Genomic DNA, 15178 nt, shown 5'->3' with positions numbered 1-15178 from the left:
AATGAAAAAGCGCCGCTCACAACACTGGTACGGAAAACTCGACAAAGATGGGTTCATCCATCGCTCCTGGATGAAAAACCAGGGATTTCCTGATCATGCCTTTGACGGGCGCCCGATCATCGGCATTTGCAACACCTGGTCTGAATTGACACCCTGCAATTCAGGCCTGCGCGATCTGGCCGAGGGCGTGAAACGCGGCGTTTGGGAGGCCGGTGGCTTTCCCGTCGAATTCCCGGTGATGTCGCTGGGCGAAACCCAGATGAAGCCCACCGCTATGCTGTTCCGCAATCTGCTGGCGATGGATGTCGAGGAATCTATCCGCGCCTATGGCATCGACGGCGTCGTGTTGCTGGGCGGTTGCGACAAGACCACGCCGGGCCAGTTGATGGGTGCGGCCTCGGTTGATCTGCCCTCGATCGTCGTCAGTTCGGGCCCGATGCTGAACGGCAAGTATCGCGGGCAGGATATCGGTTCCGGCACCGACGTGTGGAAATTCTCCGAGGCTGTACGCGCGGGGGAAATGACCCTGCAGGATTTCATGAACGCAGAATCCGGCATGTCCCGCAGCGCCGGCGTCTGCATGACCATGGGCACGGCCTCGACCATGGCGTCTCTGGTCGAGGCTATGGGCATGTCGCTGCCCACCAACGCCGCCCTGCCCGCCGTGGATGCCCGCCGCATGGCGCTGGCGCATCTGACCGGCAAGCGGATTGTCGAGATGGTCGACGAAGACCTCAAACCCTCGGACATCCTGACCAAAGAGGCGTTCGAGAACGCCATTCTTGCCAATGCCGCCGTGGGCGGCTCGACCAACGCGGTGGTTCACCTGCTGGCGCTGGCCGGTCGCGTCGGTGTGGACCTGGGCCTTAAGGATTTCGAAATCGGATCCGAAATTCCCCTGCTAGTGAACTGCATGCCTTCGGGAAAGTACTTGATGGAGGATTTCTGTTACGCAGGCGGCGTTCCGGTTGTTCTGAACGAGCTCAAACCCTTTCTGCGCCCGGCCAGAACGGTTTTGAACAAGGATATTTCCGCCCATTACGAGGGTGCCGAATGCTTCAACACAGACGTCATCCGTCCCTTTGCCGATCCGGTGAAACCCGCCGCGGGCCTGCGGGTTCTTCGCGGCAATCTTGCACCCAACGGTGCCATCGTGAAGCCTTCGGCGGCCACGGACGCTCTGCTTGAAACCGAAGGCGAGGCATATGTTTTCGAGAATATCGAAGACCTGAAGGCCAATATCGACCGCGACGATCTGCCGGTGACGCCCGAAACTATTCTGGTCCTCAAAGGATGCGGCCCCAAAGGTTATCCGGGGATGCCCGAGGTCGGAAACATGCCGATCCCCGCCAGGCTAGTGAAAGAGGGCGTGCGCGACATGATCCGCATTTCCGACGCCCGCATGTCCGGCACCGCATATGGCACTGTCATCCTGCATGTCAGCCCCGAGGCGCAGGCCGGAGGCACGCTGGGCTTGGTCAAAAGCGGTGATCGCATCCGGGTTTCCGCCAGCAAGGGCGAACTGGAGCTGTTGGTCGATGAAAAGGAGCTGGACGCCCGTCGTGCCGCGTGGCAACCGGACGACCCCCATTACACCCGCGGCTACGCGAAACTTTATATCGACCACGTGCTACAGGCCGATCAGGGAGCAGACCTTGATTTCCTTGTCGGCAAAGACACCCGCCTTGTGACCCGAGAGAGCCACTGATGACCCAAACCGCCACATTTCACGACCTCAACGGCGCGTCCGTTTTCATCACCGGCGGCGGATCGGGCGTCGGAGCATCCCTGACCGACGGGTTCCTCGCACAGGGCGCAAATGTTGCCTTCATTGGCCGCTCGGACGCCAGCGCTTTTGTCGACGAGATGCAGGAGAAGCACGGGCGCGCACCGCTGTTTTTGCAGGGCGACATCACCGATACAGAGTTGCTGCACGCGACCATGGCAAAAGCCGCCGAGGCTTACGGGCCGATCAAGGTGCTGGTCAATAACGCCGCGAACGACAAACGGCATGGACTGTCCGAAACCACCACGGAGTTCTGGGACTGGATGATCGAGGTGAACCTCAAGGCTTATTACTTCGCCTGTCAGGAGGCCGCGCGGCAAATGCAGGAGGCCGGCGGGTCGATCATCAATTTCTCTTCAATCAGCTACATGATGGGCAACGCGGGATATCCGATCTACACCACATCGAACGCCGGGATCACGGGGATGACAAGGTCGCTTGCGCGCGAGTTGGGTCCGCAGAAAATCCGCGTGAACGCGCTGGCCCCCGGTTGGGTTCTGACGCAGAAACAGCTGGACATGTGGGCCACGCCCGAGGATTTGGCGGCACATATGGAGCGCCAATGTCTGAAAGAGCATCTGACACCGGACGACATGATTGCGCCGACACTGTTTCTGGCTTCGGACGCCAGCCGCGCGATGACGGGGCAGTGCATGGTGGTCGATGGCGGCGTCGTTGTTACGGGGTGAGAACATGAACACAGAATGGATCGCGGTTGATTGGGGAACCTCCCATCTGCGCGCCTGGACAATGCAAGGCGATTCCGTGCTGGATCACGCCCAATCTGACCGAGGCATGTCACGTGTTGCGGGGCGCGATTTTCAGCAGGTCCTGCTGGACCTGATTGGAGGCTGGCTTGGCGCCGGCCCGACCGATGTGGTTGCCTGCGGCATGGTTGGCGCCCGGCAGGGTTGGGTCGAGGCCCCCTACTCTGCGGTTCCGTCCGCGCCGCTTCCGGACATGCCAATCCGTGTGCCGGGCACTGATCCGAGTATTCGCGCGTTTGTGGTGCCGGGACTAAAACAGAACGACCCCGCCGATGTCATGCGCGGCGAAGAAACCCAGATCGCAGGATTTCTGGCAACACATCCAAACTGGGACGGTGTGATCTGCCTGCCCGGGACACACACGAAATGGGTTCAGGTCAGCGCTGGCGAGGTCGTCAGTTTCCGCACGTTCATGACTGGCGAAATGTTTGATCTGCTTCAGGGACAATCGGTCCTGCAACACTCGGTTGGCACCGGCTGGGATGATGCCGCTTTTGCGGAAGCCGTAACAGACATCCTTTCAAAGCCGGAGCAGATGGCGGCCCGTCTGTTCGGCCTGCGCGCAGCCGACCTGCTGCATGGCCAGGGCAAGGACGTGGCGCGTGCGCGCTTGTCCGGTCTGCTGATCGGTGCGGAACTTGCAGCCACGCGCGCCTACTGGCTGGGCCAACAACTGGCCATCATTGGCGCGGAAGGACCATCAGAGGTTTACGCCAAGGCGCTACAGCTACAAGGTGCGTTTGTGGAAACGGCGGACGCCACTTTAGTAACACTGGCAGGTCTGGCTCAAGCGCGTCAACTCACGAGGCAAACCGCATGAGCCGTCCGATCATAGCCATTTTGCGCGGATTGCGCCCGGATGAGGCAGCCCCAGTTGGTCAAGCGCTGCTTGAGGCCGGTATCGACCGGATCGAAGTCCCCCTGAACTCTCCTGACCCGCTGGAGAGCATCCGCATTTTGTCCGCCACCTTCGGCGATCGCGCCCTTATTGGTGCAGGAACCGTGCTGACACCAGAACAGGCCGAGGCGGTTGCAGCCGCTGGTGGAAAACTGATCGTTTCCCCGAATTGCGATGTGGATGTCATCAGCAAATCGGTCGCGCTGAACATGCAAAGCTGGCCGGGCGTCTACACACCAACCGAGGCATTCGCTGCACTTCGCGCCGGCGCCACCGGGTTGAAACTTTTTCCCGGCATTCTTGCCGGTCCCATGGGACTGGCAGCGTTGCGCCCTGTCCTTCCCGACGGAACACTGGTGTTTGCCGTCGGCGGCGCGGGCCCGGACAATTTCCGGGACTGGATCAGGGCTGGCGCGGACGGTTTCGGAATCGGATCAGCCCTGTTCAAACCGGGAATGAGTGTCACGGACATTGCCGACCGCGCCGGACAGATCGTGGCGGCGTATGATGAGGCCGTGGAATGACCGAAATCTATGACGATCGTCCCTGCGCGTTGGGCGAAGGGCCGCTCTGGCATCCGGAACGGCAGCAGTTGTTCTGGTTTGACATCCTTAACCGGTGCCTGATGACAAGGGATCAATCCGGGCAAAAAAGCTGGGATCTTGCCGAACATGTTTCTGCAGCTGGCTGGGTGGATCTCGACACGTTACTGATTGCGTCGGAAACGGGATTGTGGCGCTTTGGCCTGAGCAATGGCAGAAAGGAACTGGTCACACCGCTTGAAGCCGATAACCGGGTAACACGTTCGAATGACGGGCGGGCTGACCCTTGGGGCGGGTTCTGGATCGGGACCATGGGTAAACAGGCTGAACACGGCGCCGGGGCGATCTACAGATATTGGCGGGGAGAGTTGCGAAAACTGGTCCCGGACGTGACAATCACGAACGCGATTTGCTTCTCGCCTGATATGTCCTGCGCGTATTTCGCGGACACCGCTGCCGGGCAGGTGCGTCGTTGGAAACTGGAGGGCAAAACCGGTTGGCCCATTGGCGACAGCTCGGTGTTTCTGGACTTTCGCGAAGCCGGGCTGAACCCTGACGGAGCCGTAACGGATGCCGCAGGCAACATCTGGATCGCGCAATGGGGGGCTGGCCGTGTCGCTGTTTACAGTCCCGAGGGCAGTTTTCTCCGCGCGGTTTCCGTTCCGGCCGCCCACACCTCGTGCCCCGCATTCGGTGGTGAAGACCTGACCACTTTGTTCTGCACAACGGCCCGCCAGGGTCTGGATACGGACGCAATCGAAGCACAACCCACCAATGGCATGACCTTCGCCGCCCACGGCGCTGGTCAGGGTCGGGCAGAATATCGGGTCATCCTATGAAGCCGGAATTGGGCGTTTGCTATTATCCCGAACATTGGCCCGAGGAAATGTGGGAGAATGACGCCAGAAGCATGATCGAGGCCGGCCTGCATTGGGTTCGGATCGGGGAATTTGCCTGGAGCCGGATGGAACCGCAACCGGGAGAATTGCAGTTCGACTGGCTGGACCGGGCGATTGAAACGCTTGGCTCGGCCGGTCTGAAGATTGTTCTGGGTACGCCAACGGCAACACCACCACGCTGGATGCTGGACCGTCATCCGGACATGCTGGCAGTGGACGTTGTGGGGAACCCTCGAAAGTTTGGATCGAGGCGTCACTATTGCTTCAGTCACAAGGGTTACGCGAACGAATGTGGCCGCATCGCCCGGATCATGGGTGAGCGGTACGGGCGCAATCCTCATGTCGTGGCCTGGCAAATCGACAACGAATACGGCTGTCATGACACCACAATCAGCTACAGTCCGGCGGCCTTGCAGGCTTTCCGCCTTTGGCTCGCCGCCGAATACACGAGCATAGACGCGCTGAATGAAGCCTGGGGTAACGTGTTCTGGTCAATGGAATACAGTGAATTCGACCAGATCGACCTTCCAAACCTGACGGTGACCGAGCCGAACCCGGCGCATGTCCTGGCCTTTCGTCGCTTCAGTTCTGATCAGGTCGCGGCTTTCAATAAGGTGCAGGTAGATGAACTGCGTCCGCTGACGGGTGCACCATTGCTGCACAACTACATGGGCCGCGTGTTGGAATTCGACCATTTCGCGGTGGGCAAAGACCTCGATATCGCCACGTGGGACAGCTATCCCATCGGTTTTCTGTCTGACAGGCTTGAAGCGGATGAGGATCATAAATCTGCGTTTCTGCAGCAGGGTGATCCGGACATGCAGGCCTTTCACCATGATCTTTATCGTGCAGTTGGTCACGGGCGCTGGTGGGTGATGGAACAACAGCCCGGACCGGTGAACTGGGCCCCCTATAACCCAGCCCCCCTGCCCGGAATGGTTCGGCTTTGGTCCCTTGAGGCCGTTGCCCATGGTGCCGAGGTGATCAGCTACTTTCGTTGGCGGCAGGCCCCGTTCGGGCAGGAACAGATGCATGCCGGTCTGTTGACACCGGACAATCGCCCCGCTCCTGCATTGGATGAGGTCAGGCAGACCGCAGACGTTCTGACCGGATTGGGGGAAGTGAGGCCATCGCGTGCTCCAGTTGCAATCGTGTTCGACTACGCCTCGGACTGGGCTTGGAGAACACAGCCGCAAGGTGCCGGTTTCGATTACTTTCGGCTGGTTTTTTCGGCCTATTGCGCCCTTCGCCGTGCTGGGTTGTCTGTTGATTTCGTAACTTCAGCGGACAAGTCCGCGGAAAAGTACAGGCTGATCCTTGCCCCCGGTCTGGCAACGCTGGATGACGGGTTTGAAAGCAGGCTGTCGGAAAGCTGTGATCTTGCCATCCTCGGGCCCCGAACAGGGGCAATCACATCTGAATTTCAAATACCCCAGACAGGCCGTCCCGGCCTGAAGGCACTTAGTTGCAATGTTGACCTTGTGGAAACGCTACCCCCCAACGTTGACCGCGCGGTCGTCGGCGGCGGAGCTGCGAAACACTGGGTCGACCGCGTGTCAGGGGACGCCCCCAATCTGCTTCTGTTTCAGGACAAGTCCCCGGCGCTGAAAGGCGCTGATGGGCTTTGGTATCTGGCGGGGTTTCCGGACGAGGCCCTTTGGGACCGCGTGATTGCTTTGGCCGCTCAAGAGATTGGCCTGTCCTTGCAACCAATGCCACGTGGCCTGCGCCGCCGCGAAACTGCGGATCACGAGATCCTGATTAACTACAACGCTGATCCCGTGGAATGGAACGGCCATGTAATTGATGGATGCGATGTGATCATCCTAAATCGCAAACCGCCCGAACAAGACTGACTTGTCCGGGCGGTGGTCTGGTGTTGGGCGAGTTACGTCTAGTCGCCGCTGTTCAGGCTGTTGGGGTCAAATGCCCCGCCGAAACCGCCGCTTCCACCGTTCGAATCCGAGGGCTGTTCTTCGGGTTCCGAAGCACCGTCGCTCTCCTCTCCGCCCAGTGTATTTGGCGCGAACACGTTTCCAAAGCCGCTGTTGTTCGACGGCTTCGGAGCCGATTGCTGGGCGTCGCCCTGTTCGGCCTGTTCCGCCTCGCGCTTTTTGCGCTGTTCTTCGCGCTGCTTGCGCAGCTCCTGAATCCGCTGTTCTGCCTCCAGGCGCTTCTCTTCTTTCACGTTGGCAATGCACTGCGCGGGGTTATACGCCGTAGCAGTACCCACAACGGTGATCGTTGCGACCGAGAAGATAACCAGCAATACGGCGGCGGTGTTGCCTGAAAAGAAGCTGGGCAGTTTGATCTTGCCAGCCAATTCCTCAACCGTGGCCTGTTTGCGGGCCGCCGCGACCAGTTCCTGACGTTTCAGCTTTGCCTCGTTCAGCAAGGCAAAGAACACGGTCAGCGCCACGATGATGAAGGCCAGGGCCGAGATCGCAGGCGTGATACCATAGCGGACCTTCTGCGCCAGTTCGATTGTCAGGGTCGGGTATTCACCGAAGGTGAAGGTGGTCGTGTTGTAGTTCTCGAACGAAGCGAGGAACGCCAACACTGCCGCCGACGCAATCGCAGGGCGCATGAAGGGCAACAGAATCTTGCGGAACGCCTGGGCATGGCTTGCCCCGAGATCCAGCGCCGCTTCGGTCAATGCCACATCATAGCGCTGCAGACGCGCTACCAGCACCAGCATGCAATAGCTGGCAATAAAGGTGGACTGGCCGATCACCGTCAGGAAGATACCGTTGGACAGGAAGCTGTCAGCCCCCAGGCCCAGAAACCGGTTGATCCTGTCCCAAAAGACCAGGGTCGAGATACCCAGAACAACACCTGGGATCAGGATCGGCGCGATGATGACGGTGTAGTAGGTCGCGCGAAGCTTGGGCCAGATCTGGGTCAGCATCAGCGCCCCGGCCAGACCCATCGCCACCGACAGAACAACCGTTCCGGCACCGATGATTAGCGAGTTCTTGATGCCATTCAGAATACGCTGATCCTGAAACAACTCGCCGAACCACTGGAAGGTCAGGCATTCCCACGGACTCATCCTCGGGAACCCGGACGAGTTGAAAGCGGTGATCGACATGATCACCAGCGGGCCCAGCAGGTACAGGAAAAAGATGACCAGATAGACCCAGATGCTTATGCGGAGGAAGGAATTATTCATTTCCCGATGTCCCCCATGTTCACTTTGAACACACGCATCATCGCCAGAACGAACAGGATACAGGTCACCAGCAGCACGATGGCGTAGGCGGCCCCCTGCGGCCAGTCATTGTTGTCGTTGAACTGCTGATAGATCAGCTGCGTGAACCACAGCGACGATGGACCGCCCAGAATCTGTGGCGCGGCCAGCGCACCGGCGGACAACATGAACACCATGGTACACCCAGAACTGATACCCGGTTTGGCATATGGAATGACCACGCGCCAGTGAATCCGCCACCAGGGCGCACCCAGATCCCGCGCCGCTTCGATCTGGTTTTTGTCCAGACTTTCAATGACGTTATACATCGGGAAGATCATCAGCAGGATGTAGGCATAGCCCAGACCCGCATAAAGCGCGATATCGTTGCGGATGAAGTCGAACGGCGTATCCCAGATCCCCAGTCCCACGAACAGCGTATTCAGAACACCGGTCTCGCCAAAGATAATCCGCAGGGCAAAGGCGCGCAGGATTTCATTGATCCAGTATGGAATGATCAACATGATCGCGAAAATACGGATTTGATTACCCTCGGTCTGGCCGAGGTAATAGGCAATCGGATAACAGATGATCAGGTTGAAGATCGTCACACAGACCGCCGCGACAAGCGTTCGAAAGAACACCCGCAGATCGACCACGTTATAATCCTGACTACCACCTTCGGGACCATAGATCAGGTATTTGTAGTTCTCCAGCGTATAAACGTCCTTGGGCCCGCCGATTTCAGGCGGCGGAAGGTTTGGACGGAAAGAGAAGTCCAACATCGACAGCTGGGGCAAAATGATCAGGCCAATGGTCCAGAAGACCACCAAACCCAAAATTGCCAGTCCCATGCCGGTGCCGTTGCGATTGAAAAATTCTTTCAGAAACCGGGGCATAAGTTCTTCCCCTTATTCCGCTGCCAGCTCACCAGCAGGAACCAGAACCGCGTTGCGGGTCTCGTATTCCAGCGTGATGTTCCGACCGGTGTGATCCTCGAAAGACTGTCCGTGGTTCGGGATCGATACTTTGATCTCTTTGCCGCCTTCACCTTCGGTGAAAATGTTAAAGACGTTGCCCTCGAATTCTTCGTGGTTGACGCGGGCAGTGACGAAATGATTGCCCGTTGCACTGTCCGGCGCTATGGCGAAGGCTTCAGGACGGATGAACATCATCGCGTCGTCGCCTTCCTTCATCTTGCCCTGATTGGCGGTCGAAATCCGTGCAACCAGCTCACCCGAGCGGTTGGTCGAAATTAGGGCCTCGTTGCCCATAACCTGCTTGATCTTGCCGCGGAAGACATTGTTTTCGCCCACGAAAGAGGCTGCAAACGCCGTATTGGGATCGTTGTAAATGGTTTTACCGTCGGCGATCTGGTCGATGACACCTGCTCGCATCACGGCGATGTTGTCCGACATGGTCAGCGCCTCACCCTGATCGTGGGTGATGTAGATGAACGTGATGCCCACACGCTGTTGAATTTCTCGCAGTTCGGTGCGCATGTGCTGGCGCAGTTTGAGGTCTAGGGCCGACAGTGGTTCGTCCAGCAATAAAACATCAGGTTCTGCACACAGGGCACGGGCGATTGCCACACGCTGACGCTGGCCGCCCGACAATTCGCTGGGCAGTTTGTCGCCCTGCCCCGGCAGCGCGATCATGTCCAGCAGTTCGTCCGCACGTTTGCGACGTTCGGCAGCGCTGGCGCCCTTGATTTCCATCGAGAAGGTGATGTTTTCCCAGACCTTCATCAGCGGAAACAGGGCCAGGTTCTGAAAGATCAGCGCAGTAGGACGCTTGTTGGGCCCGATCCCCCGCATATTGTTGCCGCCGATCAGGACGTTCCCTTCACTCGGCTCCAGAAAACCCGACACAGCGCGCAGAATGGTTGTCTTGCCGCAGCCCGAGGGGCCGAGGAACGAAAAGAAGTCGCCCCCGTTGATGTTTACGTTCGCGTCTCGCACGGCGACAAAATCACCGAAACGGATCCACAGGTTTTCCAGATCGACTCCGACCCCTGCACTCATTTTTGGTATCTCCCTGGAGCACGGCCCGCGACCGTGTCACATTTCTGTCCGTCGCACCGGGGCGGCGTACGGAAACAGCCCCCCGCGCCAGCGCGAGGGGCCAGATTGCAAGGCGATCAGGCGCTCTTGAACTTGTTGACGAACTCAGTCCGGGTTTCCGCGTACCAAGGTGCTTCGGCCGGCCACGGATTGAGGTTGGCCAGCGAGTCACCTGGATAAGCCTCGGCGAAGTTCTTCTTGTAGGTGTCGCCCGAATATTGGTCGGCGCCCAGCACCGGCGAGTTGTAGCCGTGGCTGTCAATTGCAACACCGGCAGGCTTGGCTTGATAGGCAAAGTCGATGAATGCATAGACCTGGTCGATATTCGCCGCACCTGACGGCATCGAAATACCGTCAACCCAGGCCATCGCGCCTTCGACAGGTGCCTGATAGTGCACAGGCTCACCTGCGGACTTGAGCGCCAGCGGCGGGCCGTCCCAGGTTTGGCCAACAACGACGCCTTCATTCAAAAGGCCGTTCTTCTGTGTGTCCGCGTCGTTCCAGATCAGCTTGATCCGGTCCTTGCGCGCGATACACCAGTCGGCAATCTGACCCCAAACCTTGCGCATGGTCTCTTCGTCGCCATATGCGGCCCAGACCGAACCCGGCTCCATCTCACCGGAACGCTCCATATAAAGACCGGCGCCCAGCATCATCGAGTGCGCACGGCCCATGGTCTTGCCAGCGTTTTCTTCCGACCAGACGTCGCCATAAGACGGTGCGTCGCCTTCAGGCAACCACAGATCAGTGCGATATGCGATGCCTTCGGTGCCCCAGATATGCGGCAGCCAGTGCGCGCCACTATCGCCGAAGTTCCAGGCATCCGTACCGATCTTCGCCATCGCCGGGTTCACCAGATCGATCGGAACCTTGTTCATGTCAAACGGCTGCAGCAATTCCAGCGGCTCCCACTGGAGCGAGCGGTTGTTAGTGGGCGAGATGATGTCAAAGCCCTGGCCTTTGGTGGCCTTCATCTTGTTGATGATTTCTTCGTTCGACCCGATACCGGTGTAGTTGACCTTGATACCAGTCAGGGTCTCGAACTCTTCGATGAAGGACGGCGGCAGGTAATCCGACCACATCAGGATGTTGATCTCACCCGAAGATGCCAAAGCGGACTTGCTGTATAGTGGCGCTGCCAGCGCCGCTGCACCGGCCCCTTTAAGGACTGTACGACGCGTTACAGTTTTACGGTTTTCCATTGAGTGTACTCCCATTGTTGGAACGACTTGTTTTTGTTTTGTAGTCGCAGGCTAGAACTTTGCGGCAAGCCTGTCAGGCCAAAAGTGACAGTTGACAAAAATAATAGGTCCAGATTGCCGGCCAACCGATTGGAAAACCTGGTTAAGCCGCAGAGTCATCACGCCAGATGGCCAGGTCACACGGGCCAATACTGGCTTGTCCGACCAAAAATCGGCGGCTTTTGTCTTCTGGCAATGTTACTGCGACGTCACCAAAATTGAAGGCGAATGTCAGGTCGCCACGGCGGGTGATGCGCACGTCCGGCCCGAAATCACTGCCAATTACTCCTGCCCAGTCCAAAGTTTCGGCGACAATCGCGTGCAGCAGCCCTTTTCGCGGAATCATCGCCAGGTAAGTGGCGCGCGCCGAACGCACGGCCGCCGGACTTCCATCGCGGTAGGGGCTTTCGAATCGCGCGATAACCTCCTGATCCGTCTCCACGATCTCGCGCCAGCCTGTGAACACATGCATCTCTCCACCAGTCAGGCGAACGCGTTCTGCCGCCAAATCCGGCAGCGACTCCACCCGCAGGACACGCAGTCCGGTCAAATCTGACAAAAGTCCGGGTGCCAGCCCCTCGGGGGTATGCATGTCGGGCGTTTTACTGCCAGAGCGTGCGCCGATCAGCAATTTTGCCGTGCAGTTCTTCAACTTCTCGGCAAGATCGGGTGTGATGATCATGCTTTGTGGCAATACAACCAGCGCATAGTCGGACAAATCGCTGTCCGGCCCCACGAAATCCAGATCCACCCCATACCGCCGGAATGCGGCATACCAATCACGCACGATCTGCGCGTTTGGAAAAGCATCGTCATGCGGAAGGATGTCCGCAGCCCAAATCGACTCGTAATCCAGCAGCATGGCGACCTGCGCCCGGTCACGGACTTGTTCCGGCAGGTTTTCGCGTTCCCCTGCAACCTGCGCCAGCTCAACCGATGCCTGATCAGGGCTGCCATCCGATCTCTGCAAAGCAGTGTGGAATTGTTCCTGAGCGAACTTGGCCTGGCGCCACCGAAAAAACATCACTGCCTGCGCGCCGTGCGCATAGGCCGCCCACGTCCATAGCCGCACCATTCCATCCGCTGGCGAGGGGTTTTTCTCTGCCCAATCCACCGGACCTGGCTGCTGTTCCAGCACCCACATCCGGCCATTTCCCTGACTTCGGTAAAGATCGCAGTGAAACCCCTGATAATCCGGTGCCCCGGTGCGTAGGTACCGGTGCTTTTCCTCGTCCGTCAGCGTCGAACCTAGCAAGTTTCCCAGCGGGTAACTGTCAAAACCCACGATGTCCAGATCAGCACCAACGGCGTGATGATCAAACTCGAAACTGCCCGCCATGAAGTTATGCGTGATGTCCCGTCCCGGTGAAAACTGCCGCAGGATATCCACCTGGGTCCGATTGAACAGCCGCACCCGGTCCGAAGAATACCGCGCGAAATCAAGCGAGTGGGTCGGGTTGGGCATGGCAACCAACCCGTTCGGCAGCCCGATCTGCTCAAAGTCCGAATAGACCGTGCTCCAGAAAACCGTTCCCCAAGTCCGGTTCAGGTTTTCAATCGTCGCGTACCGCTCGGCCAGCCAGCGCTGAAAACCGCGGCGCGCCGCGTCCGAATAGCTGAGAACGGTATCATGGTCATTGTATTCATTGTCGATCTGCCAGGCGTGAACACAGGGGTTTTGCCCGTAACGGCGGGCATATTCGGTGGCGATCCGCCTGGCTTCGGCCAGGTAAATGTCGCTGGAGAAACAGTAATGCCTGCGCGATCCGAACCCGCGCACCCGGCCATCCGGACCCACAGGAAGGATCTCAGGATGCTGATCAATCAACCATTTCGGCGGCGCGGCAGTTGGCGTGGACATCATCACGCGCAAGCCAGCCTCGCCCAGAATGCCAATCACCTCGTCCAGCCAGCCCCATTTGAACCGCCCGCGCTCAGGCTCAATCAGACCCCAGGTGAACTCGGCAATGCGCACCCAGTCCAGCCCCATGTCCGCCATCCGCGCAGCATCGTCACGCCATTGTGACGCGTCCCATTGTTCCGGGTAGTAGCAGACCCCAAGTTCCAGTTTACTCATCTGTTTTCTCTTGCGGTTCGCCGCTCGATCCATTTCAGGAAACTGGCGCAGCCAAGGGTAATGACCACGTACAGAATGGCCGCGGTGTTAAACGGAGCGAACGGCAGAAAGCTGGCGGCCTGAAACTCGCGCATGCGCTGAGTCATATCGCGCACCGACAGAATTGACAGCAATGACGTATCTTTGATCATGGCGATGAATTCATTGCCCAATGGGGGGGTCACGATCCGCAGCGCTTGTGGCAGAATGATCAGCCGCGCGGTCTGCCAGCGCGACAGGCCCAGTGATCCGCCCGCCTCGATCTGTCCACGTGGGATGGCTTCGATGCCGGACCGGAAGATTTCGGCCATATAAGCCGAATAGCCCACCGAAATGGCGATGATACCGCGGGTCATATTGGTCATGTCGATGCCGCCGCCAGTGGCATCCTTGACCGCGCCCGCCAACGGGAGACCGATATAAAGGATGATCACCAGCATCGGTATGCCCCGTATCGTGTCCACAAAGAACTCGGCCCCGACCGCAAGAGGATGCAGCTTGTGCTGCGCCCCACCTATCGTCAGGGTCAGAAGCAGAAAGCCGAAAACCGCAAAGGCCAGTGCCGGGTTTCGGTATTTGTCGGGTAGGAAAGTGGTCTGCCAGATCACCGGATACCCTTTGGTATTTGTCCCGGCGGGAACAAAGGCACCCGACACGCTGTCCACGGACTCGATCTGATCCAGTGCGCTGGCGGCATCGGGTGCGCTGCGAATGCGATATTGCTGACCTTCGCCGCCCTCGAATTCGCCAAACCGAATGATGTCTGCCTGCGCCTGCGGCGTACCGCGCACAATGGCAATGCGGGCCTCGGTTGTACCGATCAGTTCATAGCTGACCTGCGGCTGCATGAAGAAAAAGGCCGAGACTGCCAGCAGGGCCAGACTGATCGAGCCATAGACCACCGTTGTTCTGGCCTTGGGCTTGAAAGATTGCAATCCGACCCAGATCAGCCCCAGGATCGCGGCAAAGATATAGGCAAATATTGCCGCCCGGAAGGTGATTGCGACACCGGTCGCAAACTGCCAGTGCGCCATGAACATCAGATAAAACAGTGCGGCACCGGTAAGAATCTCTAGCCCCAACCGGACATACCCGCGCATCGCAGTTGGCAGGTTTGGCGAAATCAAGATCACGGCTACCAAAGCCGCATAAACGCAAAGCAGTATCTGCAAACCGCTCTGAACCTGTTGAACCACTTTCGGAAAAAGAACCCATGTCTGTTCTGATCGGTCTATAAGCGCTGACGTATTTTCGCTGAGTGCGTGAAAGAACACGGATTCGGCAAATGGCATCAAAATTTGTGGGGCCACGAAGCCCAGAACCGCCAGCGCTGCGGCCGCTGGCAATGCCGCCAAGGCTGCACCGCGCAACCACAAGGGCGCGACCGTCTGAAACCGGGCGCTGCGGGCGCACAGATAACCCAGCGCGGCTACTGTCAGGATCAGCAGGAACCCGACAAAGATCGCGCCTGCATTGTTGCCAATACCCAGAATGGCAATCAGGGATCGCAGATATTTTGAAGACGTTGCAAAGAGATAGATGATAAACGGAGCCGCGGCGAGCAATACAAGATTGCTCGGCCGGATCGAGCTGAGGCGGGACATGGGATTTCTTCGACCTCTCTGCTGGGGTTGGATCCGGCGGTCAGAACCGCCGGACCTTCTGTTCGTTCAGAG

At 58.6% G+C, this 15178-nt stretch carries 12 protein-coding genes; 6 read left to right on the top strand and 6 right to left on the bottom strand.

What is annotated here, in order from left to right; genetic code table 11:
- Position 1: 1 nt before the first annotated feature.
- Genes ACR0CG_RS06290 through ACR0CG_RS06265 form a run of 6 tightly spaced genes read left to right on the top strand, consistent with a single transcriptional unit; the run spans position 2 to position 6748 of the window.
- On the top strand, positions 2-1708 hold the full coding sequence (locus ACR0CG_RS06290; RefSeq protein ID WP_480523446.1) for an IlvD/Edd family dehydratase: 1707 nt from the start codon (positions 2-4) through the stop codon (positions 1706-1708).
- Positions 1708-2475 (top strand): SDR family NAD(P)-dependent oxidoreductase, encoded by a 768-nt coding sequence (locus ACR0CG_RS06285; RefSeq protein ID WP_480523444.1) that lies wholly within the window; start codon positions 1708-1710, stop codon positions 2473-2475. Before ACR0CG_RS06290 ends, ACR0CG_RS06285 begins: the two co-directional genes overlap by 1 nt.
- 4 nt (positions 2476-2479) lie before the next feature.
- Positions 2480-3373 (top strand): 2-dehydro-3-deoxygalactonokinase, encoded by an 894-nt coding sequence (locus ACR0CG_RS06280; RefSeq protein ID WP_480523442.1) that lies wholly within the window; start codon positions 2480-2482, stop codon positions 3371-3373.
- Positions 3370-3975, top strand: coding sequence for a 2-dehydro-3-deoxy-6-phosphogalactonate aldolase (locus ACR0CG_RS06275; RefSeq protein WP_480523440.1), 606 nt, complete (start codon positions 3370-3372; stop codon positions 3973-3975). Before ACR0CG_RS06280 ends, ACR0CG_RS06275 begins: the two co-directional genes overlap by 4 nt.
- Positions 3972-4832 (top strand): SMP-30/gluconolactonase/LRE family protein, encoded by an 861-nt coding sequence (locus tag ACR0CG_RS06270; RefSeq protein WP_480523439.1) that lies wholly within the window; start codon positions 3972-3974, stop codon positions 4830-4832. Before ACR0CG_RS06275 ends, ACR0CG_RS06270 begins: the two co-directional genes overlap by 4 nt.
- Positions 4829-6748, top strand: coding sequence for a beta-galactosidase (locus tag ACR0CG_RS06265; RefSeq protein WP_480523437.1), 1920 nt, complete (start codon positions 4829-4831; stop codon positions 6746-6748). Before ACR0CG_RS06270 ends, ACR0CG_RS06265 begins: the two co-directional genes overlap by 4 nt.
- 38 nt (positions 6749-6786) lie before the next feature.
- On the opposite strand, the gene ACR0CG_RS06260 is transcribed toward ACR0CG_RS06265, so the two are convergent.
- The 6 genes from ACR0CG_RS06260 to ACR0CG_RS06235 all read right to left on the bottom strand — a co-directional run bounded on the left by ACR0CG_RS06260 (position 6787) and on the right by ACR0CG_RS06235 (position 15106).
- On the bottom strand, positions 6787-8064 hold the full coding sequence (locus tag ACR0CG_RS06260; RefSeq protein WP_170611232.1) for an ABC transporter permease subunit: 1278 nt from the start codon (positions 8062-8064) through the stop codon (positions 6787-6789).
- Positions 8061-8981, bottom strand: a complete 921-nt coding sequence (locus ACR0CG_RS06255) for an ABC transporter permease (RefSeq protein ID WP_170611235.1) — start codon at positions 8979-8981, stop codon at positions 8061-8063. Before ACR0CG_RS06255 ends, ACR0CG_RS06260 begins: the two co-directional genes overlap by 4 nt.
- Positions 8982-8993: 12 nt before the next feature.
- Positions 8994-10106 carry an ABC transporter ATP-binding protein gene (locus tag ACR0CG_RS06250; RefSeq protein WP_170681330.1) on the bottom strand — a complete coding sequence of 371 codons (1113 nt, stop codon included), beginning with the start codon at positions 10104-10106 and terminating at the stop codon, positions 8994-8996.
- Between the two features lie 116 nt (positions 10107-10222).
- A complete protein-coding gene (locus ACR0CG_RS06245) occupies positions 10223-11347 on the bottom strand; it encodes an extracellular solute-binding protein (protein ID WP_170611241.1) in 1125 nt (374 codons plus the stop codon).
- A 142-nt stretch (positions 11348-11489) separates the two neighbouring features.
- Positions 11490-13463, bottom strand: a complete 1974-nt coding sequence (locus ACR0CG_RS06240) for a beta-galactosidase (protein ID WP_480523434.1) — start codon at positions 13461-13463, stop codon at positions 11490-11492.
- Positions 13460-15106, bottom strand: coding sequence for an amino acid ABC transporter permease (locus ACR0CG_RS06235; protein WP_480523432.1), 1647 nt, complete (start codon positions 15104-15106; stop codon positions 13460-13462). The genes ACR0CG_RS06240 and ACR0CG_RS06235 overlap by 4 nt, the downstream gene beginning before the upstream one ends.
- Positions 15107-15178 lie beyond the last annotated feature (72 nt).

The sequence above is a fragment of the Ruegeria sp. AB8 genome, from assembly GCF_056542605.1.
This window is presented reverse-complemented; position numbering and strand designations above follow the sequence as displayed.